Annotated in this window: 14 protein-coding genes and 5 pseudogenes; 10 read left to right on the forward strand and 9 right to left on the reverse strand. The window is 68.7% G+C overall.

The genetic code is table 11. The features are described from left to right. Nucleotides 1-55 precede the first annotated feature (55 nt). Both GVO57_RS07970 and GVO57_RS07975 read right to left on the reverse strand, forming a co-directional pair. A complete protein-coding gene (locus GVO57_RS07970) occupies nt 56-1,552 on the reverse strand; it encodes an MFS transporter (RefSeq protein WP_160592710.1) in 1,497 nt (498 codons plus the stop codon). 68 nt (nt 1,553-1,620) lie between these two features. Continuing rightward, nucleotides 1,621-2,648, reverse strand: a pseudogene (locus GVO57_RS07975) (LacI family DNA-binding transcriptional regulator). Between the two features lie 248 nt (nt 2,649-2,896). Here GVO57_RS07975 and GVO57_RS07980 point away from each other — a divergent pair. From GVO57_RS07980 to GVO57_RS08015, 8 genes and pseudogenes are all read left to right on the forward strand, one after another. Next, nucleotides 2,897-5,773, forward strand: a complete 2,877-nt coding sequence (locus GVO57_RS07980; RefSeq protein WP_233281291.1) for a TonB-dependent receptor — start codon at nt 2,897-2,899, stop codon at nt 5,771-5,773. A gap of 19 nt (nt 5,774-5,792) precedes the next feature. Further along, on the forward strand, nt 5,793-7,307 hold the full coding sequence (locus GVO57_RS07985) for a tryptophan halogenase family protein (RefSeq protein WP_160592711.1): 1,515 nt from the start codon (nt 5,793-5,795) through the stop codon (nt 7,305-7,307). Nucleotides 7,308-7,321: 14 nt separating this feature from the next. Continuing rightward, nucleotides 7,322-9,120: pseudogene (locus tag GVO57_RS07990) on the forward strand (alpha-amylase family glycosyl hydrolase). After that, the gene (locus GVO57_RS07995; RefSeq protein WP_160592712.1) at nt 9,120-10,727 is read left to right on the forward strand and encodes an alpha-amylase family glycosyl hydrolase; all 1,608 of its coding nucleotides are present in this window, start codon (nt 9,120-9,122) and stop codon (nt 10,725-10,727) included. The pseudogene GVO57_RS07990 and the gene GVO57_RS07995 overlap by 1 nt, the downstream one beginning before the upstream one ends. Then, a pseudogene (locus GVO57_RS08000) lies at nt 10,724-12,768 on the forward strand (glycoside hydrolase family 97 protein). Before GVO57_RS07995 ends, GVO57_RS08000 begins: the two are co-directional and overlap by 4 nt. 88 nt (nt 12,769-12,856) lie before the next feature. Beyond that, on the forward strand, nt 12,857-14,341 hold the full coding sequence (locus tag GVO57_RS08005) for a tryptophan halogenase family protein (protein ID WP_160592713.1): 1,485 nt from the start codon (nt 12,857-12,859) through the stop codon (nt 14,339-14,341). Beyond that, a pseudogene (locus GVO57_RS08010) lies at nt 14,338-15,646 on the forward strand (sugar MFS transporter). Before GVO57_RS08005 ends, GVO57_RS08010 begins: the two are co-directional and overlap by 4 nt. After that, nucleotides 15,643-16,893 (forward strand): cation:proton antiporter, encoded by a 1,251-nt coding sequence (locus tag GVO57_RS08015; protein WP_160592714.1) that lies wholly within the window; start codon nt 15,643-15,645, stop codon nt 16,891-16,893. Before GVO57_RS08010 ends, GVO57_RS08015 begins: the two are co-directional and overlap by 4 nt. 144 nt (nt 16,894-17,037) lie before the next feature. Here GVO57_RS08015 and GVO57_RS08020 read toward each other — a convergent pair whose 3' ends face one another. From GVO57_RS08020 to cyoA, 7 genes are all read right to left on the reverse strand, one after another. After that, nucleotides 17,038-17,562: a response regulator transcription factor gene (locus tag GVO57_RS08020; RefSeq protein ID WP_160593900.1), complete on the reverse strand. Its 525-nt coding sequence runs from the start codon at nt 17,560-17,562 to the stop codon at nt 17,038-17,040. 78 nt (nt 17,563-17,640) lie between these two features. After that, nucleotides 17,641-18,897 carry an ATP-binding protein gene (locus GVO57_RS08025; RefSeq protein ID WP_327785502.1) on the reverse strand — a complete coding sequence of 419 codons (1,257 nt, stop codon included), beginning with the start codon at nt 18,895-18,897 and terminating at the stop codon, nt 17,641-17,643. Beyond that, nucleotides 18,894-19,544: an SURF1 family protein gene (locus tag GVO57_RS08030; RefSeq protein ID WP_160593901.1), complete on the reverse strand. Its 651-nt coding sequence runs from the start codon at nt 19,542-19,544 to the stop codon at nt 18,894-18,896. Before GVO57_RS08030 ends, GVO57_RS08025 begins: the two co-directional genes overlap by 4 nt. A gap of 53 nt (nt 19,545-19,597) precedes the next feature. Then, nucleotides 19,598-19,984: a cytochrome o ubiquinol oxidase subunit IV gene (gene cyoD, locus GVO57_RS08035; RefSeq protein WP_160592715.1), complete on the reverse strand. Its 387-nt coding sequence runs from the start codon at nt 19,982-19,984 to the stop codon at nt 19,598-19,600. Then, complete coding sequence (cyoC, locus tag GVO57_RS08040; RefSeq protein WP_233281555.1) at nt 19,981-20,559, reverse strand: cytochrome o ubiquinol oxidase subunit III; 579 nt, start codon at nt 20,557-20,559, stop codon at nt 19,981-19,983. Before cyoC ends, cyoD begins: the two co-directional genes overlap by 4 nt. A gap of 54 nt (nt 20,560-20,613) precedes the next feature. After that, complete coding sequence (gene cyoB, locus GVO57_RS08045) at nt 20,614-22,620, reverse strand: cytochrome o ubiquinol oxidase subunit I (RefSeq protein WP_160592717.1); 2,007 nt, start codon at nt 22,618-22,620, stop codon at nt 20,614-20,616. Then, nucleotides 22,550-23,794 carry a ubiquinol oxidase subunit II gene (cyoA, locus tag GVO57_RS08050; RefSeq protein ID WP_160592718.1) on the reverse strand — a complete coding sequence of 415 codons (1,245 nt, stop codon included), beginning with the start codon at nt 23,792-23,794 and terminating at the stop codon, nt 22,550-22,552. Before cyoA ends, cyoB begins: the two co-directional genes overlap by 71 nt. A gap of 153 nt (nt 23,795-23,947) precedes the next feature. Here cyoA and GVO57_RS08055 point away from each other — a divergent pair. Then, a pseudogene (locus GVO57_RS08055) lies at nt 23,948-25,275 on the forward strand (MFS transporter). Between the two features lie 6 nt (nt 25,276-25,281). Then, entirely contained in the window at nt 25,282-25,467 is a 186-nt protein-coding gene (locus GVO57_RS08060; RefSeq protein WP_160592719.1) for a hypothetical protein, read from the forward strand. The last annotated feature ends 5 nt before the right edge of the window (nt 25,468-25,472 follow it).

Here is a 25,472-nt window from a genome sequence, read left to right on the forward strand (position 1 = left end):
CGGGGCGGGAGCCATGGGCCGCGCGTAGCGCGACCTGGCATGACGCAGCACCCGGTCAGTCGCGCGGCAGCCGCGCCATGCTGAGCGCCGCGCACCCCAGCAGCCCGGCCGCGATCAGCATCACCGGGGCCGGATCGGACGGGAAAAACCGCGCCACGACCGGGCCCATCACGCTCGACACGATCAGCTGCGGCAGCACGATGAAGATGTTGAACAGCCCCATATAGGTGCCAAGCCGCGCCGCCGGCAGCGCGTTGGCGAGGATCGCATAGGGGAGGGTCAGGATCGCCGCCCAGGCAATGCCGATCAGCGCCATCGGCACGATCAGCGCCATCGGCCGGTCGACGGCAAGAAAGGCCGCAAATCCGGCCGCGCCCAGCGTCAGGCAGACGATATGGGCGTTGCGCGCGCCCAGCCGCCGTGCCGCGCGGGGCAGCGCAAAGGCGGCAAGCGCTGCGACCCCGTTATAGACGCCGAACAGCACGCCCACCCAGTCAGCCCCGTCCTGATAGGCGGCGCTGCCCGCATCCGCCGCGCCGAAAAAGCGTTGCGTGACCACCGGTGTGGTGAAAATCCACATGATGAACAGTGCTGACCAGGTGAAAAACTGCACCAGAGCCAGCGCCCGCATGGCCGGCGGCATCCGGTCCAGATCGCCAAGGATCATCGCTGCCGCGCCGCCGCGCCTGCTCCCCCTTGCGGCATGGAGGCGCAGCAGCCCGAACCCGGCGATCAGCCCGCACAGCAGCAGCAATTGCCGGTCGAGCCCGGCGCGCCACACCAGGGCGGCACCGCCCAGCCCGGCAAGCGTCCACAGCCAGGCTTTTGCGCCGCTGACGGCGGGCGTCACCGCCCCGGCCGGGTCGGGTTCGGGCATGGTGGCGCCCCGCGCGTCGCCGTTCAGGGCAGGGGGCGGATATTCGCGGGTTGTGGCCACCGTCCAGATGACCGCGCCGAACAGCGCGGCCGCGCCCAGATAAAAGGCGACGCGCACCGAATCCGGCACCTCGCCCGGCGGGGCGGTGTTGCTCAGCCCGAACACATTGTTGAGCAGCATCGGCGCGAGCGATGCCGCGACCGCGCCTGCCCCGATGAACCCGGTCTGGAACGCAAAGCCTGCGGCGCGCTGGCGCGGCGGCAGCATGTCGCCGACAAAGGCGCGGAACGGTTCCATGCTGATGTTGAGCGAGGCATCGAGCAGCCAGAGCAGCAGCGCGGCGGCGACCAGCCCGCCGGCATTGGGCATGGCGACCAGCGCGAGCGCGGCCAGCACCGCGCCCAGCAGGAAAAACGGCCGCCGCCGGCCGAATCTGGTCCAGCTGCGGTCGCTCAAATGGCCGATCAGCGGCTGCACGATCAGCCCGGTCAGCGGTGCCGCCACCCACAGGATCGCCAGATCATCGATCGCCGTGCCCAGCGACTGGAAGATGCGCGACACATTGGCGTTCTGCAGTGCAAAGCCGATCTGGATGCCGAAAAACCCGAACGAGATGTTCCACAGCCCGGTCCAGCGCTGGGCGGGGCGTTCGTGCCGGTCGGCAGGCCGATCCACACTCGGACCGGCGGCCCGACCTGCGGGCGGCGCAAGAATGGGGGCGGTCGCGCCCGCCGGTCCGCCCGTCACCGGGCGGCCCCGCTTGACCGCCGCACGACCAGCCGCGGCGGCAGCACGCGGCTTTCGGCCTTTTCACCGCGCACCTGGCGCAGCAGCGTATCGACCAGCAGCTCGCCCGCGCGGCGATAATCCTGCGCGACCGAGGTCAGCGGCGGGCTGGCGAGCCCGGCGGCCGGAATATCGTCATAACCGGTGACCGCGACCTGGCCGGGCACGTCGATGCCGTGTTCGGCCAGCGCCCTGAGCGCGCCGATCGCGATCAGGTCGCTCGCCGCGACGATGGCGTCGAAGGCGATGCCGCGCCTGATCAGCCGGCAGGTCGCGTCATGGCCCGCCGCCTCGGTGGTGATGGCATTGACCTGCAGCCCTGGATCGACGGGCAGGCCGGCGGCGGCAAGCGCCCGGCACACGCCCCGGTAGCGGTCGTGAAACTCGGGATAATGGGGCGATGCATCGCCGACAAAGGCGATCCGCCGCCGCCCCCGGCGATCACATGGGCGGCCGCTTCATGTCCGCCCAGCACATTGTCGCAGCCGATGGTCAGCCCCGGCTGCCCCCGCTCGACCGACCCCCAGCGCACAAAGCGCGTCCCTTGCGCGACCAGCTGTTCCAGCCGGCTGCGATAGCTTTCATAATCGCCATAGCCGAGCAGGATCAGCCCGTCGGCCTTGCGGCTGTCTTCATAATCGACATGCCAGTTGCTCGACATCTGCTGGAACGAGGTCAGCAGATCATAGCCCCTGAGGCCGCAGGTGCGGGTGATCGAGCCGAGCATCGACAGGAAAAACGGGTTGATCAGCGAATCGTCCGAGGTCGGATCCTCGAAGAAGAGCAGCGCGAGCGTGTTGCTCTGCCGCCGCCTCAGGCTCGAGGCATGTTTGTCGACGGTGTAATTGAGCTGCAGGGCGATCGCCTCGATGCGCTTGCGCGTCGCCTCGCTGACCGCCGGGTCGCCGCGCAGCGCGCGCGACACGGTCGGCTGCGACACGCCCGCGCGCTGGGCGATGTCGAACGACGTCAGCTTTTCCTGCATGTCCCCGGCGCTCCTGCCCTGTGCCCGCATCTGTGCGCGGATCGTGGCCAAGACTAGCCAGCAGCAAGGGGAAGGGAAAGCGCCGCTGCCGTCTGCCGGCTTGAATACGTATTCGCTTGGCTTCTGCGGCGGCCGGGTCTGCGTCACATAGCATCCTGTTGTGACGGTTTTGTGCGTCGATCGGCCGGGGGCGGCCGCGACGCCGGCCGCCGGCTCGCCAGAGGCCGGGGCCCAAGGGGAGGAAGATCATGACGAACGCAAACCGCGCCCGCGCGGGCCGCAAGGCCATTCTTGCCGCAGGCACCAGCCGCGGCGTCGTCGCGGCGGCGATGCTCGCCTGGGCAGTGCCCGGCGTCGCGCAGCCCGTGGCCGCGCCCGACGATGTGCAGGCGCAGGCGCAGCAGGAGGCTGCCGGCCGCGATGCGCCGGCAGGCGATATCATCGTCACCGGCTTCCGCCAGGCGCTCGAATCCGCGGTCGCGGAAAAGAAGAATATCGACCAGATCGTCGAATCGCTGTCGGCCGAGGATATTGGCCGCCTGCCCGATGCGTCGATCGCGGAATCGATCGCGCGCCTGCCCGGCATCACCTCGCAGCGCGTGTCGGGCCGGTCGAACGTGATCTCGATCCGCGGCTTTGCCCCCGATTTTTCGACCACGCTGCTCAACGGCCGCGAACAGACCTCGACCGGCGACAACCGCGCGGTCGAATATGACCAGTATCCGTCCGAAATCATCAACCAGGTGCTGATCTACAAGACGCCGAGCGCGTCGCTGGTCGGCCAGGGGCTGTCGGGCACGGTCGATCTGCGCACCATCCGCCCGCTCGAGTTCGGCAAGCGTGTGCTCGCGGTCGGTGCGCGCGGCAATTACACCGATCTCGGCAAGCTCAACTCCGGCTCGCGCGAGCTGGGCTACCGGGTCAATGGCTATTTCGTCGACCAGTTCAAGAATGACGAGATCGGGATCGTGCTGTCGGCCTCCTATGTCGACGAGCCGTATCAGATCGAGGAGTTCAACGCCTGGGGCTATGCCGGCACCCCGTCGGGCAATGTGATCGGCGGGTCCAAATCCTATGCGACCTCGACGGTGCTCAAGCGGCTCGGCCTGCAGGGCACGGTCGAGTGGCGGGTGTCGGACAGCTTCACCACCTCGTTCGATGCCTTTTACACCGATTTCGAGGACCGCCAGATCAAGCGCGGCATCGAACTGCCGCTGGGCTTTGCCCGGCCGCTGACCGGCGCCCAGTCGGCCGGCGGGTTCGTGACCGCCGGCACCTTTGCCGGGGTGGAAGGCGTGGTGCGCAACGATGCGTTCGAGCGCAAGGCCAAGCTCTATTCGTTCGGCTGGAACGGCACCTACAAGGGCGACAATGGCTGGAACGCGTTTCTCGACATCAGCTATTCGCGCACCGACCGAAACGAACTGGTGCTTGAAACCAATGCCGGCACCGGGCGCGGCCAGGGCGTTGGCGCGACCGATACCATTTCCTTCACCAGCGGGCCGCGCGGCACCCAGTTCCGTCCGGGGCTGAATTATGGCGATTACGGCCTCATTCAGCTGACCAGCCCGCTCGGCTGGGGCGGCGACCAGACGGCGGTCGACGGGCGGCGGATCGTCGGCGGGCAGGACGGCTATTACAACAACCGCATCATCGATGACGAACTGATGCAGTTCCGCGGCGAGGTGGAGCGCGAGCTGGGCGGGCTGTTCCGCAGCGTCCAGCTGGGGCTCAATTACACCAACCGGTCCAAGTCGCTGACCCCGGACGAGGCGTTTATCGGCCTGATCGCCAACACCGACGGCACGGTCAGCGTGCCGGTGCCGCAGGCGTTCCGCCTGGCACCGACCAATCTCGGCTTTCTGGGGCTTGGCCCGGTGATCAGCTATGATCCGGTCGCGCTGCTCAACCGCGGCAATGTTTATCAGCGCGTCCCGAACCCTTATGGCGACGTCATCGTCAAGTCGTTCGACATCTCCGAACGGCTGATGATCGGCTATACCCAGCTCAACATCGAAACCGATATCGGCGCCAGCCGCCTGACCGGCAATGTCGGGGTGCAGGCGATCTTCACCGACCAGAAATCCTCGGGCGCGCAGGCAGCGTTCCTCGGCACGAACCCCAATGGTTCGCCGAACGTCACCGGCATCCCGCGCCGCGAGGGAGACAGCTACACCGACATCCTGCCCAGCCTGAACCTGTCGCTGCGCCTGCCGAGCGATCTGGTCATCCGCTTCGGCGCGGCGCGTGAGATCGTGCGGTCGCGGATCGACGATCTGCGCGCCAGCCTCAGCTATGGCACCGAGTTCAATACCGGCGCGGTCGATGCGCAGGGCCTGCCGGCAGCGGTGGTGCGCGGCAACTCCGGCAACCCGGCGCTCAGGCCGTGGCGGGCCAATGCCGTCGACCTGACGGTGGAAAAATACTTTGGCGGGACCAAGGGCTATGTCGCCGCCCAGCTTTTCTACAAGGATCTGAAAAGCTACATCTACGAAGAGAATATCCCGTTCGATTTCAGTGGCCTGCCGGTGCCCCCGGCCGGCACCATCGATCCCGACGGGCCGACCGGACCGCTGCCACCGCGCCCGATCACCATCATCACGGCGGGCGATGTTCGCGCCCCGATCAACGGCCAGGGCGGCGAGCTTTACGGCATCGAACTGGCGGGCACATTGCCGTTCAGCGTGTTCACCTCCGCCCTTGACGGCTTTGGCCTGACCGGCGGCGGCAGCTTTACCAAGAGCCGCATCAGCCCGGCGCCGGGCCAGCCGTCGACGGCCATTCCCGGCTATTCCAAATGGGTGGCGAACGGCACCGCCTATTTTGAGAAATGGGGCCTGAACGTGCGCGGCAGCGTCCGCTACCGGTCGAGCTTCATCGGCGAAGTGTCGGGTTTCGGTGCCAATCGGGTTCGTCGCCGGGCGCTCGCCGAAACGATCATCGACGGCCAGATCGGCTATGACTTCCAGGAAGGCAGCCCGCTTTACGGCCTTGCCCTGTTCATCCAGGGTCAGAACCTGACCAACGAGCCGTTCGTGACGATCAATCCGGGCGCGCCCAACGAGGTCATCGACTATCAGTCGTTCGGACGGCGGTTCCAGGCGGGCTTCACCTACCGCTTCTGATCGGCCGGGGAGGGGCGCGATGGACGGGCGGATCACCTCGATCGTCATTCTGGGCGGGGGCACGGCGGGCTGGATGGCCGCCGCCGCCCTCAGCCGGCTGGTGCCCCAGCCAACGGCGATCACCCTGATTGAATCCGACCAGATCGGCACGGTCGGGGTGGGCGAGGCGACGATCCCGCCGATCCGCCAGTTCAACGCCAGCCTCGGCATTGACGAGGACCGGTTCCTGCGCGCGACCGGCGGCAGCTTCAAGCTGGGGATCGTGTTTGACGGCTGGGGGGCGCCCGGGTCGCGCTACATCCACGCCTTTGGCGCGATCGGGCGCGGGCTGGGCGTGCTGCCCTATCATCATTACTGGCTGCGCCACCGCGCCGAGGGCGGGACGGCGGGGCTGTGGGACGCATCACCCTGCGCACAGGCCGCCGACGCCAATCGCTTCGCACGGATCGAGGACCGGCCGGGCGCGCCTGCATCGGGCATGGCCTGGGCGTTTCATTTCGATGCCGCGCTCTATGCCGCGTTTCTGCGCGGCGAGGCCGAGGCACGCGGCGTCGTGCGCGTCGAGGGGCGGGTGGAGGATGTCCGGCGCGATCCCGAAACCGGCTTCGTCACCGCGCTCGCGCTCGACGGGGACCGGCAGGTCGAGGGACAATTGTTCATCGACTGCACGGGCTTTGCCGCGCTGCTGATCGGCCGCGCGCTTGAAACCGCCTTTGACGACTGGTCGCGCTGGCTGCCCTGCGACCGGGCTTTGGCCGTGCCCTGTGCGGCTGCCGGGGCGCTGCTGCCCTTCACCCGGTCGACCGCACGGGCGGCGGGCTGGCAGTGGCGCATTCCCCTCCAGCACCGCACCGGCAACGGCCTTGTCTATGCCAGCCATGCCATGTCGGACGATCAGGCGGCGGATATCCTGCTGCGGAGCCTCGATGGCGCTCCGCTCGCCACCCCGCGTCAGCTGCGCTTCAAAGCCGGGCGGCGGCGGCGCGCCTGGGACCGCAATGTCGTGGCGCTGGGCCTGGCGAGCGGCTTTCTCGAGCCGCTTGAATCGACCAGCATCCATCTGGTCCAGTCGGGCATTGCGCGGCTGGTCGACCTGTTCCCGCGCCGCGGCTTCGATCCGGCCGACATCGACGCGTATAATCGCGAGACCGCAGCCGAGTGGGAGGCGATCCGCGATTTCCTGATCCTCCATTATCACGCCAATCAGCGGCCCGAGCCGTTCTGGCGCGACATGGCGGCAATGGCCGTGCCCGACAGCCTGGCCGCGCGGATCGCGCTGTTCCGCGCCAATGGCCGCATCACCCGCCAGCCGCACGATCTGTTCACCGAGGCGGCGTGGCTGCAGGTGATGATCGGGCAGGGGATCATGCCCGCCGGCTATCATCCCTTTGCCGACCGGCTGGATGCGGGGCAGCTGGCCGAGTTCATCGCCCTCAACCGCGCCCATGCCGCTCATGTCGCCGCGCAGATGCCGGATCACGCGGCCTTTATCGCCGCAACCTGCGCGACGACCGTCGGGGCCGAGGCGGCGTGAGGGCGCTCAGACACCTGCTCGCGGCGCTCGCGCTGCTCGGGTCCGGCGCGGGGGCGGCGGACACCGATCCGCTCGCCCGGCTGCGCGCGCGCCCGCCCGGGGATGAGCTGATCTATTTCCTGCTGCCCGACCGGTTCGAAAACGGCGATCCCGCCAATGACCGGGGCGGCCTGTCCGGCCCGCGCGAGGTCACGGGGTTCGATCCCGCGCACAAGGGCTTTTTCCATGGCGGCGATCTGCGCGGCCTGATGGCGCGGCTCGATTATATCGAGGGGCTGGGCGCGACGGCGATCTGGCTCGGCCCGATCTTCCGCAACAAGCCGGTGCAGGGGCCAAAGGGCGGCGAGAGCGCGGGCTATCACGGCTATTGGGTGACCGATTTCACCACCGTCGATCCGCATTTCGGCACCGAGGCGGAGTTTCGGGCGCTGGTCGACGCCGCCCACCGCCGCGGAATCAAGGTCTATATGGACATCATCGCCAATCACACGGCCGATGTCATCCTGTACCGCGAATGCGCGCCCTGCGCCTATCGGTCGCGCGCCGATTATCCCTATCAGGCGAAGGGCGGGCTGTCCGGCCTGGCGATCAATCCGGGCTTTGCCGGCGATCATGTCCGCAGCCCCGAAAACTTCGCCCGGCTGACCGATCCCGGCTATGCCTATACCCCCTATGTCCCGGCGGGCGAGGAACGGGTGAAGGTGCCCGGCTGGCTGAACGACCCGCTGCTTTATCACAATCGCGGCAACTCGACCTTTCAGGGCGAAAGTTCGACGATGGGCGATTTTGCCGGCCTTGACGATCTGATGACCGAGCATCCGCGCGTCGTCGCCGGGATGATCGAGATCTATGGCAGCTGGATCGACCGGTTCGGGATTGACGGATTCCGGATCGATACCGCCCAGCATGTGAACCCCGAATTCTGGGCGGCGTTCGTGCCGGCGATGCGCGCGCGGGCGGCGGCGCGCGGCATCCCCAACTTCCATATTTTCGGCGAAATCGCCTTTGGCGAGGTCGATCCCGGGCGCAGCGCGCGCCACACCCGGGTCGACGGTCTGCCGTCGGTGCTCGATTTCGCCTTCCAGGCGGCGATTACCGAAACCGTGGCAGAGGGCGGCCGACGGCGCGGCTGGCGCGGCTGTTCTTCGGCGATCCGCTCTATGAAGGCGGCGCGGCGGCGGCGCTCGCCCTGCCGACCTTTCTTGGCAATCACGATATCGGCCGGTTCGGCTGGTTCGTCGCGCGCGCCAATCCGGGCGCGACCCCGGACGAGCTCTACCGCCGCACCCTGCTTGCCCACCGGATGCTGCTCACGCTGCGCGGTGTGCCGACCATCTATGCCGGCGACGAACAGGGCTATGTCGGCACCGGCGGCGATCAGGATGCGCGCGCCGCCATGTTCCCCACCCGGGTCGCCGCCCACGCGCGCGAGCCACGGCTGGGCACCGACCGGCTGGTCGGGGATGGCGGCTTCGATCCCGGCCATCCGCTCTACCGCGAGATTGCCGCGCTCGCCCGGCTGCGCGCCGCGCATCCGGCACTCCGTCGCGGCGCGCAGCGGCTGCGCCATGCCGGGGACGACGGCCCCGGCCTGTTCGCCGTCTCCCGCTTCGATCCGGACTCGGGGCGCGAATATGTGCTCGCGTTCAACACCTCCACCCGCCCGCTGACCGCGGCGGTCGAGGTCGACACCCGGTCCGCCCGTTTCACCCCGCTGCTTGGCGACTGTCCGGCGGCCGCCGCGCGGCCCGGCAGCATCCTGCTCACCATCGCGCCGCTCGGATCGGTGATCTGCGCGGCAGAGGCCACCTGATGTCGACATCCCCCATCATCATCCCCGTGACCGGCCAGCCCTGGTGGCGCGGCGCAACCATCTACCAGATCTATCCGCGCAGCTTTGCGGACTCGAACGGCGACGGGATCGGCGATCTGCCGGGCATCACCGCGCGGCTCGATCATGTCGCAAGGCTGGGTGTCGACGCGATCTGGCTGTCGCCCTTCTTCCGCTCGCCGATGCGCGATTTCGGCTATGACGTCGCGGATTACTGCGATGTCGATCCGATTTTCGGCACGCTTGCCGATTTCGACGCGCTTGTCGCCCGCGCGCACCGGCTGGGCCTCAAGGTCATTATCGACCAGGTCTATTCGCATACCTCCGACCAGCATCCCTGGTTCGCCGACAGCCGGTCGGGGCGCGGGGCCGACAAGGCCGACTGGTATGTCTGGGCCGATCCCCGGCCCGACGGCACGCCGCCGTCCAACTGGCAGTCGGTGTTCGGCGGCCCGGCCTGGACCTGGGATGCGCGGCGCGGGCAATATTATCTGCACAACTTTCTCTCGTCGCAGCCCGATCTCAACTGCCACAATCCCGAAGTGCAGGCGGCGCTGCTCGGTGTCGCACGGTTCTGGCTCGACCGCGGCGTCGACGGCTTCCGGCTCGATGCGCTCAACTTCACGATGCACGACCCGGCGCTGACCGACAATCCGCCCGCGCCCGACAGCGGCCGGCCGCGCACCCGGCCGTTCGATTTCCAGCAGCATCGCCACAATCAGAGCCATGCCGACATCCCGGCCTTTATCGAGCGGCTGCGCGCGGCGGTCGACGACTATCCGGACCGGTTCACCGTCGCCGAAGTGGGCGGCGCCGATCCCGATCCCGAGATGAAGGCGTTCACCGCCGGCGACCGGCGGCTGAACTCTGCCTACAGCTTCGATTTTCTCTATGCCGACCGGCTGACCCCCGCGCTGGTTGCGGACGCGGTCACGCGCTGGCCGGACGCGCCGGGGCTGGGCTGGCCGAGCTGGGCCTTTTCCAACCATGACGCGCCGCGCTGCGTCTCGCGCTGGGTCGCGCCCGAGGGGCGGGACGGTTTTGCCCGCATGGCGCTGCTGCTGCTGATGTCCCTGCGCGGCAACCCGATCCTGTATCAGGGCGAGGAACTGGGCCTGACCCAGGTCGAAATCGGCTTTGCCGATCTGCGCGACCCTGAAGCGATCGCAAACTGGCCGCTGACGCTGTCGCGCGACGGGGCGCGCACGCCGATGCCCTGGGCGGCGGAGCAACCGGGGCTTGGCTTTTCGACCGCGCGGCCCTGGCTGCCGCTGGGGCCGGATCATGCGCCGCTTGCCGTTGACCGGCAGGATGCCGATCCGGGCTCACTCCTCAACCTTGCGCGGCGGCTGATCCGGTTCCGTGCCGCCCAGCCGGCGCTGCGCTGGGGCGATCTGGAGGTGCTGCGCGCCGATGAGCGGGTGCTCGTCATCGCCCGCCGGCATGGCAATGCCCGGCTGACCTGCCTGTTCAACCTGAGCGGCGATCCGGTGCTGGTCGAGACGCCGCCCGGACCGGTGCTGATCGGCGTCGGCGATGCCGCCCCCGGTCGACTTGGCGCTTATGCGGCGATGGTGATCGGCGGATGAGCGCGCGTCCGATGCTGCGCCGGCTGCTGGCGGCGATGCTGCTGGCCGCCGCGCCGACCGCGCTAGCGGCCGCGCCGCTCAGCGTCACCTCGCCCGACGGGCGCATCGAGGTGGTGGTCGACACCGACAATGAAGGGCGGGCGAGCTATGCCGTCCGCCGCGGCGGGGCGGCGATCATCGCGCCCTCGCGCCTGGGCTTCCTGTTTTCCGATCAGCGCAAGTTCGAGCGCGGACTGGTGCTGGCCGAGGCCGGGCGCACGACCCGCGACGAAAGCTGGCAGCAGCCCTGGGGCGAATGGCGGGTGATCCGCAGCCATCATAACGAGTTGCGCGTGCGGATGCGCGAGGCGGCGGCACCCGGCCGCACGATCGATCTGGTGATCCGCGTGCAGGATGACGGGCTGGGCCTGCGCTATGAAATGCCCGAGCAGCCGGGCGCCGGCGAAACCCGCATCGCCGAGGAACTGACCGAGTTCAACTTCGCCCAGCCCGGTACCGCCTGGTGGAAGCCGGCCTTTTTGTGGAACCGCGAGGAATATCTTTACGAACGCACGCCGCTGGATGCGGTCGGCACGGCGGCGACGCCGCTGACGGTGCGGCTGGCCGATGGCACCCATGTCGCGCTGCACGAGGCGGCGCTGGTCGATTATGCCGGCATGGCGGTGATGCGCACCGGTGGCACCGGGTTCAGGGCGGTGCTGACGCCGGCGGCGGAAGGGGCGAAGGTGGTGCGCACCGGCCCCTGGGCGACGCCGTGGCGGACGCTGATCATCGCCGATGATGCGCCCGGCCTGTATATGAGCCATTTGATGCTCAACCTGAACGCGCCCGCGCGCATCGCCGACATCGGCTGGATCCGGCCGGGCAAGTTCGTCGGCGTGTGGTGGAACATGATCAAGGGCGAATGGAGCTGGGCGCGCGGGCCGCGCCACGGGGCCGCCACCGCCAATGTCCGCCGCTATATCGATTTCGCCGCCGACAACGGGTTTGACGGCGTGCTGGTCGAAGGCTGGAACATCGGCTGGGACGGCGACTGGTTCGGCAACGGCAATGCGATGGATTTCACCCGCGCGACCGAGGATTTCGATCTGGCGGCGATGGCCGCCCATGCGCGGCGGCGCGGCGTGCGCCTGATCGGCCATCACGAGACCGGCGGCGCGGTCAGCCATTATGAAGACCAGCTCGACCGCGCCTTCGCCTTTGCCGCGCGGCACGGCGAGGCGGTGGTCAAGACCGGCTATGTCACCGATGCCGGGCAGATCGAACGCCGGATGCCGGACGGTCGCGTGCTGCGCGAATGGCATGAGGGCCAGTGGATGGTCGGCCACCATCTGCGCGTGCTCGAGACGGCGGCGCGCCACCGGGTGGCGATCGACGCGCACGAACCGGTCAAGGGCACGGGCCTGCACCGCACCTATCCCAACTGGCTGGCGCGCGAGGGATCGCGCGGGATGGAGTATAACGCCTGGGGCGGCAAGAACCCGCCGGGGCATGAGGCCGCGCTGGTGTTCACCCGGATGCTCGAAGGGCCGATGGACTTCACGCCGGGCATTGTCAGCCTGACCGGGCAGGATGGCAGCGCCATCATGTCGACGCTCGCCAAGCAGCTGGCGCTCTACATCGTCCTTTATTCGCCGTTGCAGATGGTGGCCGACACGCCCGAGGCCTATGCGCGCGCGCCCGCCGCGCTCGCCTTCATCCGCGCGGTGCCGACCGACTGGGAGGAAACGCGCGTCCTGTCGGGCGCGGTCGGCGAGCATGTGACGATCGCCCGCCGGGCGCGGGCGGGGATGACTGGGTGCTGGGCGCGGTGACCGACGCCACCGCGCGGACGGTGCCCGTCGCGCTCGACTTTCTCGAGCATGGGCGCGGTTACGAGGCGGTGATCCACCGCGACGCGCCCGACGCCAGCGCGACTGCGGCGGACAGCCGCCACCGGATGATCGTCGAAACCCGCACCGTCAGGCGCGGTGACACGCTGGCGATCCCGATGGCACCGGGCGGCGGCTATGCGGTGCTGATCCGGGCCGCCCGGCGATGACCGCTGCCGGGCCGATGGCAGGGCCGGGGGGCAGCGCCGTCCCGCCGGGCCTGCGTATCGTCGTGCTGGGGGCGGCACCGCGGGCTGGATGGCCGCCTGTCTGATCGCCCGCCGCTGGCGCGGGGCGGTGGTGACCGTGGTCGAGGATCCGGACATCGGCATCATCGGGGTCGGGGAGGGATCGACCCCCCAGCTCAAGGCTCTGTTCGACACGCTGGGCATTGCCGAGGCCGACTGGATGCCGCGCTGCCAGGCGACGTTCAAGCATGGCATCCGGTTTGACGGCTGGTCCGACCGGCCGGGCCATGCCAGCTATTTCCACCCCTTTGCCGGGCCGCTCGACATGCACAGCGCGCCCTTGTTCTTCGACCTGTGCCACGCCCGTCAACAGGGGGTTGACGTTCCGGCCCATCCCGATCGCTTCTTCCTGTCGGCCCTGTTGGCCGCCGGACGCAAGGCACCGCATCCGGACGAAAGCTTCCCGTTCGATCCGGGCTATGGCTATCATTTCGATTCCGCGCTGATCGGCCGGGTGCTCGCCGAACATGCGGGCCGGCGGCTGGGCGTCCGGCATGTCGCCCGCAATGTCCGTGGCGCCGAGATCGAGGATGGGCGCATCGCCCGGCTGGTGCTGGCCGATGATGAACCGCTGGCCGGCGATCTGTTCATCGATGCCAGCGGCTTTCGCGCGCTTTTGGCCGGCGATGCGCTTGGGGTCCCGTTCCTGTCCTTTGCCGACACGCTGTTCAACGACCGCGCGGTCGTGCTGCCGGGCCCGGTCGCGCCCGACGGCCCGGACGCGCAGACCCGCGCGACCGCCCTGTCCGCCGGCTGGGCCTGGGCGATCCCGCTCCAGCACCGCACCGGCCATGGCTATGTCTATGCGTCGCGCTATCTCGACGGGGCAGCGGCTGAGGCGGAACTGCGCGCGCATCTGCGGCTGGACGGCGGCGATGCGCCGCCCGCGCGGCACCTGACGATGCGGGTTGGCCGGCTGGCTGAAAGCTGGGCGGCAAACTGTCTCGCGATCGGGCTGGCCCAGGGCTTTGTCGAACCGCTGGAGGCGACGGCGCTGCACATCGTCCAGGCGACGGTCGAAGGCTTCATCCAGGCGTTCGAGGCCGGGGGCTTCACGCCGCGCCACCGCGACGCGTTCAACCGCCGCATCGCCGCGCGCATCGACGGCATCCGCGATTACATCGTCTGCCATTACCGGATGAACGGCCGGCGGGACACGCCCTATTGGCGCGACGCGGCGGCGCTGACCGGCCTGTCGGACAGTCTTGAAACGGTGCTTGCCGCCTGGACGGCGGGGGAGGATCTGGGGGCGGTGATCGACGGGCTGGGCATTGGCGGCATCTATGCGCCCATGTCATGGTATTGCCTGCTGGCCGGCTATGGTGCCTTTGCCGGACCGGCGCGGGCGGCACCGCCGCCGGGGCTGGCCGCGCGGCTCGACCGCGTCGATGATTTCCTGCGCCGCGCGGCGCGCAACTTTGGCGGCCAGAAGGCATGGCTGGCGCAGACGGCCGCGGCGGCCGGGAAGGACGGGGTATGGCGGGCGCAGCGATGACGGCACAGGCGGCATCGGGCAGCCCCCCGCACGCGGACGGCGTGGACGCGCCGGACCTGCGGCTGTTCGTGTTCGCGCTGTTCTTCATCTTTGGCGGGATCACCAGCCTGAACGACGTTCTGATCCCCAAGCTCAAGGAACTGTTCACGCTCAGCTATGCCGAGGCGATGCTCGTCCAGTCGGCGTTTTTCGCCGCCTATTTCGTCGTGTCGCTGCCGGCTGCCGCGCTGGTCCGCCGCATCGGCTATCTGCGCGCGGCAGCGCTCGGGCTGGTGACGATGATGGCTGGCTGCCTGTTGTTCATCCCGGCTTCGCTGTCGGGGCGCTTCGCGCTGTTCCTTGCTGCGCTGTTCGTGCTCGCCAGCGGGATCACCACCGTGCAGGTGGTCGCCAACCCGCTGATCTCGCTGCTCGGCCCTGCGCGCTCGACCCCCAGCCGGCTGACCTTCGCGCAGGCGTTCAACGCGCTGGGCACGACCGTCTTTCCGCTGCTGGGCGCGTCGCTGATCCTCGGATCGCTTGCGACCGTCGATCCCGCCGGACTGGCCGGGGATGCGCTCACCGCCTATCGCGCTGCCGAGACGCAGATCATCGTGCGCACCTATCTGGCGCTGGCGGCCGGCATCCTGGTCGTCGCGCTGCTCGTCTGGCGGCGGCGGGACCGGCTGGCGGGGGATGGCGCTGACGGCCCGGCCATGTCGGGGACGGGCGCGCCGGCACAGACGGGCAGGATGCCGGCGGGGATCGATCTGCTCGCCCGGCCGCGCTTCGGCTTCGGTGCCATGTCGATCTTTCTTTATGTGGGGCAGAGGTCGCGATCGGATCGTTGATCGTCAACTATCTGATGCAGGGCGATGTTCTGGGGCTTGGCGAACGCGCAGCGGGCCAGCACGTGCCGCTTTACTGGGCGGTGCGCTGCTTGGCCGGTTCGTCGGCGCGGCGCTGATGCGCCGGATCGCCCCCGGGCGGATGCTGACGGGCGTGGCCGCGGGGGCGATAGCGCTGCTGCTGGTGTCGGCGGTCGCGGGCGGGGCGATTTCGGGCTATGCACTGCTTGCGATCGGCCTGTGCAACGCGGTCATGTTTCCGACCATCTTCAGCCTTGCCTGTGACGGGCTGGGGCCGCGCGCCGCCGATGGGTCGGGCATCATCTGCGTCGCGATCGTCGGCGGCGCGCTGATCCCGCCGCTGACCGGCCATGTCGCCGATCTGGCCGGGCTGCGTGCGGCGCTGGCGGTGCCGGCTCTCTGCTATGCCGTCATCGCCGGGTTCGGCCTGTTCGCCCGCCGGGCCACGCGCCGATGAGCGCGGGTGCCCAGCTGCTTGTCCAGGCGGCCCTGCTGATCGCGGGGCCATGGCTGTTGTGGCGGCTGTTCGGGCTGGCGCGGATCGTGCCGCTTGCGGTGCTGCAGATCGTGACCGGGGTGCTGCTCGGCCCGGCGATCCTCGGGCGGATCGCGCCGGGTGTGCAGGCGGCGATCTTCCCGCCCGGTTCGGCGGCGGCGATCGGCACGGTCGCGCAGATCGGCGTCGTCCTCTACGCCTTTGCAACGGGCATGCATCTCGACAGCCTGGTGCTCCGGCGCAGCCGCGGGCTGGCGCTGATCGCCGCCGGATCGTTCCTCGTCCCGCTCGCCGCCGGCTTTGCCCTTGCAGTGCCGCTGGCGCGGGTCTGGCCCGAAACGCTGCCGCCGGGCACGCCTTTCGGGCTTTATGCAGCCGCACTAGCGCTGCTGCTGTCGGTGACGGCCCTGCCGGTGCTGGCAGCTTTGCTCGACGAGCTTGGGCTGATCGGCACCGGCTTTGGTCAGCGCGCGCTGGGCCTCGCTGCGATCACCGATGCGGGCATGTGGCTGTGTGTCGCCGCGATCCTGCTGGTGGCCGGCGGGGCGGCGACGGTGGGATCGATCCTGTGGCTGCCCGCTTACGGCCTGCTGCTCTGGGCGGCCGGGCGCGGCCTGGCCTGGCTGGCCGGGCGGGGCGACATGGCGGCACCGCTGATCCTGGCGGCGGCGTTTGCCGCGCTGTCGGCCGCGCTGGCCGACATGATCGGGCTGGGTGCGGTCATCGGCGCGTTCGCGGCGGGCATGATCGTTCCCGCCCGGCTGCGCGCTGACATCCGCGCCCGCATCGAATGGCCGGCGCTGTTCCTGCTGATGCCGTTCTTCTTCATGGCAACCGGCCTGCGCATCACGGCGGACCTGCTGTCGCCAGCGCTGGTCGCGCTGGTACTGCTGCTGACCGGCGCGGCGGTGATCGCCAAGGTGGCCGGGGTCGCGCTGGCCGCGCGCATCGCCGGACTGACGCAGCGCGAGGGGCTGGCGCTTGGCGTCGCGCTCCAGACCAAGGGGCTGATGGAGGTGCTGGTCGCGACCATCCTTGTCGAACGCGGCGTGATCGGCGGGGCACTGTTTGCCCCGCTCGTGCTGATGGCGCTGGCCTGCACGCTGCTGACCGGCCCGCTGCTGCGTGTCCTCAGCCCGGCCACAGGCGCGAAGCCGCATCCACTCTGTCCTGAGGCCCCGCCATCGCCTTGCCCCCCGTCGCGCTGACCACAAGAACGTTCTTCGTCCGCGATCAGCGCTGGTCTTTCTGGGCTCCGGCCCCTTAACGACCGACGGGCTTGCATGTCTTGTCCGGCATGGGCCGGAAAGACGAACAAAAAAACGCGCTACATAGCGGTTGTTTGGCGCCGGTCAGCGCAGCTGGCGCTTTTCGAGTTTGCGGGCGAGGGTGCGGCGGTGCATGCCCAGCCGGCGTGCAGCCTCGGAGATGTTGAAGTCGGTCTCGACCAGCACCTGGTGGATATGTTCCCATTCCACGGTCTTGATCGACGAATGGCGGCCATCGACCGGGGCATCGACATCGCCGCCCATGCGCGCGAACGCCGCCTCGATATCATCGGTGTTCGATGGCTTGGCGAGATAATGGTCGGCGCCCAGCTTGATCGCCTCGACCGCGGTGGCGATGCTGGCAAAGCCGGTCAGCACCACGATCCGCGCCTCGGGCAGGGCGTGGCGCAGCGTCTGCACGCAGGCCAGCCCCGATGCGCCGCCGGCGAGTTTCAGATCGACGACCGCATGGCTGGGCCGCGCGCCCGTGGCAAGCAGGGCCGCCAGCTGGTCATGCCCCGTCGCGGTCGCCACCTGATAGCCGCGGCGTTCGAACGAGCGGGCGAGGGTGCGCGCAAAGGCGGGATCGTCCTCGACGATCAGCAGCAGGGCGGCAGCAGCACGGGCGGCGCGCTCATCCGCCCGCCCTGTCCGGCACGCTCAGCGCCGCGATCGGCAGCCGGATCGTCACCCGCGCCCCGCCTTCGGGCAGGTTCGCGCCTTTGGCGGTGCCGCCCAGCTTGCGGACCACATTGACGAGCAGGAACAGCCCCAGCCCGGCCCCGGCCGCGCCTTGGTCGAGCGATAGGGCCGGCCAAAGCCATCGAGCAGATCGGCCGGAAAGCCCGGTCCCCGGTCGGTCACGCTCAGCACCAGCGCCGTGCCGTCCAGCGTCGCGTTGAGGCCGACCCAGTCGGGCGACACCTCGGCGGCATTGTCGATCGCGGTGCCGATCACCTGGCGCAGCGCCGGATCGGACAGGATCGGCAGATCGGCGGCCAGATCGTCCGACAGCTCCAGCCGGCGCAGCCCGCGCACGCCCTGCCATTCATCGACAATACCGGCCAGAAAGGCGCGCAGCGTCGTGCGCTCGGTCGCCTCGCCGCGCGCCTCGCCGGCCGACATCAGGATGCCGCTGACGATGGTCTTGCAGCGCCGGATCGCGGCATCCATGTCGTCGATATCGTCCTCAAGCGCCGGCTGGCCCTGGATTTCGGGCATGGTCCGCCAGTCATTGACCAGCACCGACAGGGTGGCGAGCGGCGTCCCCAGTTCATGCGCCGCGCTCGAGGCAAGCAGCCCCATGCGGATGATGTGATCCTCCTCCGCCGCGCGCTGGCGGATCGCGGCCAGCGCGGCATCGCGTTCCCGAAGGTTGCGCGCGATGCGGGTCACGAACGCGACGAGCAGGATGACGATCAGGATGAAGCTGACGATGCTGCCCTGCAGATACAGGCCGAGCGGCTGGGCATCATAGGGCGGCGGCAGCGCAAGCGGCACCGGATCGACCGCCAGCACGAACAGCGCGAACAGGCTGGCCCCGACCACCGCCCATGATGCGCCCGACGGCAGCAGCACCGCGCCGATCACCACCTGCAGCAGAAACAGCCAGACGAACGGATTGGCGAGGCCGCCGGTGAAATGCAGCTGCCAGGTCAGCGCGCCGACATCGAACAGCAAGGCGGCGAGCAGCGCCGGTTCCGACACCGACTGGCGGCGGCGCAGCGCCGGCAGGCTGACCAGATTGATCGCGACCAGCAGCAGGATCGTCCCGATCAGCGGCGCGAGCGGGAGGGGAATGCCCATCGGGCCGTGCACGACCAGGATCGTCGCCAGCTGCCCGCCGACCGCGAGCCAGCGCAGCTGGACCAGCAGCGCCATGTTGCGCAGCCCCGCATCGGGTGCAGGGTCCGGGGGTGCGGGGTCCGGGGTGGCCAGGTTCACCTGCGCCGCCATAGCAGAACCGCGCCCAGCCCGCATCCCGCCGCCAGCGCCAGCCAGGTCAGCGCGTAGACAAGGTGATTGTCGGCAAAGCGCACGACCGTCATCCCGCCGACCGGCAGGCCGCCGGGATTGGGCGCGGCATCGGCATCGATGAAATAGGGCGCGACCGGCCCCAGCCGTCGCCGGGTGGCGATGGCGGCGACATCGCGCGAATGCCAGCGGTCGCGCGCCGGATCATTGGCGCGCAGGAAGCCGCCGCCCGGCTCGCTCAGCCGCAACAGGCCGGTGACGGTGATCGGCCCCGCGCGATTGCCCGCGCGCCGCCGCGCCGGATCGCGCGCGCCGGCGGGCACGAAGCCGCGATTGACGATGACGGTGAAGCCCGGCGCCTCAAGCGGGGTCAGCACCCAATAGCCGCCGCCGCGTTCGGTGACCGCCTGCACCAGCGTTTCACGGTCATGGCGGAACCGGCCCGACAGGGTGACGCGGCGATAGGCGTCCTTGCCGGCGCTGATCGCGGGCCAGCTGGCGGGGCCGGGGGCCGCGACCGGATCGGCGCGCAGCCGCGCCTCGACCTGCGCGATCAATGCGTGTTTCCACACCATGCGCTTGAACTGCCAGACGCCAAGGCCAAGCCCCGCGAGCATCAGCAGCAGCAGCCCGCCGGTCAGCACGATGCGCGCCGCTGGCGGGCGCGTGCTCACGGCATGGCGGCCGTGTCGTGCGCCATCGGCATCATGTTGCTGTTCAGATGGCTCATCACCCACAGCGATCCCGCCAGCATGATCCCGACGACGATGATGGTGAAGACAAGCGAGGTCATCGTCCAGCCGCCTTCGGCCCTGGGGCTCATGTGCAGGAAGAACACCATGTGGACGATGATCTGCGCGACCGCCAGCGCCATCACCAGCACGGCCGTGAGCGCGGCCGACACCGCGCCCGTCATCACCAGCGCAAACGGGATCGCGGTCAGCACCACCGAGAGGACAAAGCCGATCGTGTAATCGCGCATCGAGGCGTGCGGGATCTCCGCCCCGCCCGGCCCGTCATGCCCGTCATGCGTGTCGCCGTGCAGCTGCGCGCTCATCGCACCATCCCCAGCAGATAGACAAAGGTGAAGACGCCGATCCAGATGACGTCGAGGAAATGCCAGAACAGGCTGAGACAGGCGACGCGCCGCTGATTGGCGGCGACCAGCCCGTGCCGGCCGAGCTGGACGATCAGCGTCACCAGCCAGACCAGCCCGAACGTGACGTGCAGCCCGTGCGTGCCGACCAGTGTGAAAAAGGCCGACAGAAAGGCGCTGCGCTGCGGCGTCGCGCCCAGATGGATCAGATGCGCGAACTCATACAGCTCGATCGCCAGAAACGCCGCTCCGAACAGGCCGGTGACCGCCAGCCACAGCCGGGTCTGGCCCAGCCGGCGCTGCTGCATCGCGATCATCGCCATGCCGTAGGTCAGCGATGACAGCAGCAGCATCGCGGTGTTGAGCGCGACCAGCTTCAGGTCGAACAGATCCTTCGGCCCCGGCCCGGCGGCCAGATTGCCGCCCAGCACCGCGTAACAGGCAAACAGGATCGCGAAGATGAGACAGTCGCTCATCAGATAGATCCAGAAGCCCAGCATCGTGCTGTGGCCCTCGGCATGGGGATGCTCGTCCAGCTCGTAATGGACGCGCGGCTGGCCGGGGCGGTCATGGGTGTCGCGTGCATCGGCTCAGGCTCCTGCCGTGACGGGCTGGCGGGTCCGCCACGCCTCGGTCGCCGCGACCTCGGCCGCCGGGATGTGATAATCGCGCCGGTAGTTGAACGTGTGCGCGATGGCGGTGCCGATCAGCGCCACCAGGCTGAAGCCCGCCAGCCACCAGATGTGCCAGACCAGCGCAAAGCCGCATACGGTGCTGATCCCCGCCAGGATGACCCCGGCCCCGGTATTGGCGGGCATGTGGATGTCCTTGAAGCCCGTCACCGGATGCTGCGCGCCCGCCGCCTTCATGTCGTACCAGGCATCGAGCGCATGGATGCGCGGGGTGAAGGCGAAGTTATAGGCGGGCGGCGGCGATGTCGTCGCCCATTCAAGCGTGCGCCCGTCCCAGCTGTCGCCGCTCGCCTCGCGCAGTTCGTCGCGCTTCCAGATGCTGACCGCGAACTGGACGAGCATCGCGGCGATGCCGACCGCGATCAGCGCCGCGCCGATGGCGGCGATCGCGAACCAGATCTGCAGATCGGGATCGTCGAACACCCGCATCCGCCGCGTCACGCCCATCAGCCCGAGCACATAGAGCGGCGCAAAGGCGAGCCAGAAGCCGGTGACCCAGCACCAGAAGCTGACCGTGCCCCAGCGCTTTTCCAGCCGGAAGCCGAACGCCTTGGGCCACCAGTAATTGATTGCCGCAAAGATGCCGAACAGCACGCCGCCGATGATGACGTTGTGGAAATGGGCGATCAGGAACAGCGAGTTGTGCAGCACGAAATCCGCCGGCGGCACCGCCAGCAGCACGCCGGTCATCCCGCCCACGGTGAAGGTCAGCATGAATGCGACCGTCCACATCATCGGCAGTTCGAAGCGGATGCGGCCGCGATACATTGTGAACAGCCAGTTGAACAGCTTGGCCCCGGTCGGGATCGAGATCACCATCGTCGTGATGCCGAAAAAGCTGTTGACGCTCGCGCCCGATCCCATGGTGAAGAAATGGTGCAGCCAGACGATATAGCTCAGGATCGTGATGACGATCGTGGCATAGACCATCGAGGTATAGCCGAACAGCTTCTTGCCCGAAAAGGTCGAGGTGACTTCGCTGAACACGCCGAACAGCGGCAGGATCAGGATGTAAACCTCCGGATGGCCCCAGATCCAGATCAGGTTCACATACATCATCGACGACCCGCCAAAGTCGTTGGTGAAGAAGTTGGTGCCCGCATAGCGATCAAGGCCGAGCAGCGTCAGCACCGCCGTCAGCACCGGGAAGCTGGCGACGATCAGGATGTTGGCGCACAGCGACGTCCAGGTGAACACCGGCATTTTCATCAGGCCCATGCCCGGCGCGCGCAGCTTGAGGATGGTGACGATCAGGTTGATGCCCGACAGCGTCGTGCCGACCCCGGCGATCTGCAATGCCCAGATGTAATAATCGACGCCGACGCTGGGGCTGTAGGCAATGCCCGACAGCGGCGGATAGGCCAGCCAGCCGGTCGCCGCGAACTCGCCGATGAACAGCGACGCCATGACCAGCACCGCGCCCGCCGTCGTCATCCAGAAGCTGAAATTGTTGAGGAACGGGAACGACACGTCGCGCGCGCCGATCTGCAGCGGCACGACATAGTTCATCAGCCCGGTGATGAACGGCATCGCCACGAAAAAGATCATGATCACACCGTGGGCGGTGAAGATCTGATCGTAATGATGGGCGTTCAGATAGCCTTCGGAACCGCCAAACGCCATCACCTGCTGCAGCCGCATCATCACCGCATCGGCAAAGCCGCGCAGGAACATCACCAGGCCGAGGATCATGTACATGATCCCGATCTTCTTGTGATCGACGGTGGTGAACCATTCCGACCACAGATAGCCCCAGAGCCGGTAGCGGGTGATCCCGGCGACCAGGCCAAGCCCACCCAGAATGACGACCACCATGGTCGCAAGCACGATGGGATCATGCGGCAGCGCGGCCAGCGACAGCTTGCCGAGCAGCGGCGAGGTTGCGGGGGCGGGGAGGGCGCTCATCACGGCAGATCCTGTCACAGGGGCGGTCCGCAGCCGCAGGGGCGCGGCCGGGCGGGGGCGCAAGGCGGGAAAGGGCAATCGGCGTCATCGGCGCGGCACCGGGCCGGCTGAGCCCCGCGCCGATCAGCGGTGCCGGGCTGACCGGCGCGGCGTCGGTGCGCGCCAGGCTTGCGCCCAACATCGCGGGATTGGCGCAGGCTTCGGCGACATAGCGGTCGCTGGCGCTGTCACCGGTGCCGCGCGCGGCGAATTTGTCATAAGCGAGCGCGCGGACATTGTAGAGCCCGGCCAGCCCCATGCCGCCGCGCGCATCGATCGCCATCATGTCGTGCATGCACATCTTGCCCGGCTCGGCGCACAGATTGACGATGCGGTCGAACAGCTCGGCCTCGACCGCCGCGTAACGCCGCACCGGTTCCTTTTCGCTCGGCCGCTCAAGCTTCAGATAGGCGGCGCGGTCGAGCGACGACCCGCCGGCGCGGGTGCGCGCGACCCAGCGGTCAAAGCCGGCAGCGTCAAGGCTGTTGACCGCAAAGCGCATGTTGGAAAATCCCGCGCCCGAATAATTGGCCGAGAAACCCGTGAACCGCCCGGTCTGGTTGAACACGCCGTGCAGCCTGGTTTCCATCCCCGGCATCGCATAGATCTGGCCGGCCAGTGCCGGGATGTAGAAGCTGTTCATCACCGAGGAGGAGGAGATGCGGAACCGGATCGGCCGGTCTGTCGGCACAGTCAGTTCGTTGACCGTCGCAATCCCCTGTTCGGGATAGATGAACAGCCATTTCCAGTTGAGCGCCACGACCTGCACTTCAAGCGGGCGGGCCGCCGCCGCCGGACGCCCCGGCGCGGTGCGGGCGAGCGGGCGATAAGGGTCGAGCAGATGCGTGCCGACCCAGGTGAGCGCGCCCAGGCAGATGATGATCAGCAGCGGGGCCGCCCAGATCAGCAGTTCAAGCTGGGTCGAATGATCCCAGTCGGGCCGGTAGGTCGCTGCGCTGTTTGACGCGCGGTAGCGCCACGCGAACCAGATCGTCGCCGCCATTACCGGCACGATGATCAGCAGCATCAGCGCGGTCGAGATCATCACCAGATTGCCCTGCTGGCGCGCGACGTCGCCGGCCGGATCGAGGACGATCATGTTGCAGCCGCCAAGCAGCGGCAGCAGCACGGGCATGAGGGCGAGGCGCCGGCGACGCCGGGAAAGCATGCTCATGCCGGCCGAGCTACGCCTGTCGCGCCGCGTCGAACATAGGACATTTTGTCCAATGCATTGACCGGCATCAAACGGGCATAAGGATGGTGCGAGACAGCAGGACCGGGCATCATCATGGCAGCGAGCAGCATTCCAACGACCGGGGCCGAACAGGACGCCCGCCTGATCCATGCCGATGGCCATGCGGTCGCCCCCGGCGAGATCGCCATCGGCGTCGTCATCGGGCGGACGTCGGAGTTTTTCGACTTTTTCGTCTATGCGATCGCCTCGGTGCTGGTGTTCCCCAAGCTGGTGTTTCCCTATCTGGATCCGCTCCAGGGCACTCTGGCTTCGTTTGCGATCTTCGCGCTCGCCTTTCTGGCCCGGCCGGTCGGCACCGCGATCTTCACCGCGATCGACCGCGCCTATGGGCGCGGGGCGAAGCTGACGGTTGCGCTGTTCCTGCTCGGCGGATCGACCGCGGCCATCGCCTTTCTGCCCGGCCATGCCGCCATCGGCGTCGGATCGGCGCTGCTGCTCGCGCTGTTCCGCATGGGGCAGGGGGTGGCGCTTGGCGGGTCGTGGGACGGGCTGGCCTCGCTGCTGGCGCTCAATGCGCCGCGCGACCGGCGCGGCTGGTATGCGATGATCCCGCAGCTGGGCGCGCCGCTCGGCCTGATCGTCGCCAGCCTGTTGTTCGCATTTCTGATCTGGGCGCTGCCGGCGGAGGATTTCCTCAGCTGGGCTGGCGCTATCCGTTCTTCGTCGCCTTTGCGATCAACGTCGTCGCGCTGTTTGCGCGGCTGCGCATCGTGGTGACGCCCGATTACGCGCGGCTGTTCGAACGCCGGACGCTGCACCCCGCGCCGGTCGTCGAGACGGTGCGGCATGAATGGCGCGTCATCGTGCTGGGTGCCTTCGCGCCGCTCGCCAGTTTTGCGATGTTCCATATGGTCACCGTCTATCCGCTCAGCTGGGTGTTCCTGTTCACCAGCGAATCGCCGGTGCGCTTCCTGCTGATCGAGGCGGCCGCCGCTGCGCTTGGCGTCGGCGCGATCATGCTGTCCGGGCGGCTGGCGGATCGTTATGGCCGCCGCAATGTGCTGGCCGGCACGGCGGTGGCGATTGCGGCGTTCAGCGGCTTTGCGCCCCAGCTGCTCGGTGCCGGAGAGGCGGGCGAGGCCGCGTTCATGCTGATCGGCTTTGCCCTGCTCGGTCTCGCCTTCGGCCAGTCCTCCGGCGCGCTGTCGGCGCGGTTCACGCTGGCGCGGCGCTATACCGGATCCGCACTCACCTCCGATCTCGCATGGCTGTTCGGTGCGGGCTTCGCGCCGCTCGCTGCGCTGTGGATCTCGGCCAATTACGGGCTGATGGCATCCGGGGCCTATCTGCTGTCGGGGGCGGTGGCGACGCTCGTCGCACTGTGGCTCAACCGCGAACTTGGCCAGCAGCCGGAGATGTGAGGCGCGATGTTCGTCGATTTCCGGGGCGATCCGCCGCCCGCCTCCTGGCCGCCGCCGCGCGGCCCGCTGCCCGGCCCGCGCATCACCCGTCCACGCGAACGGCGGCTGATGGCGCTGGTGGCGCTGAACCTCATCCTGCTGCTGGTCGCCCCGATTGGCGGGGCGACCCTGATCGTGCTGCTGTTCGGCTGACCGCC

The sequence above is a fragment of the Sphingomonas changnyeongensis genome, assembly GCF_009913435.1.
Classification (GTDB): domain Bacteria; phylum Pseudomonadota; class Alphaproteobacteria; order Sphingomonadales; family Sphingomonadaceae; genus Sphingomonas_B; species Sphingomonas_B changnyeongensis.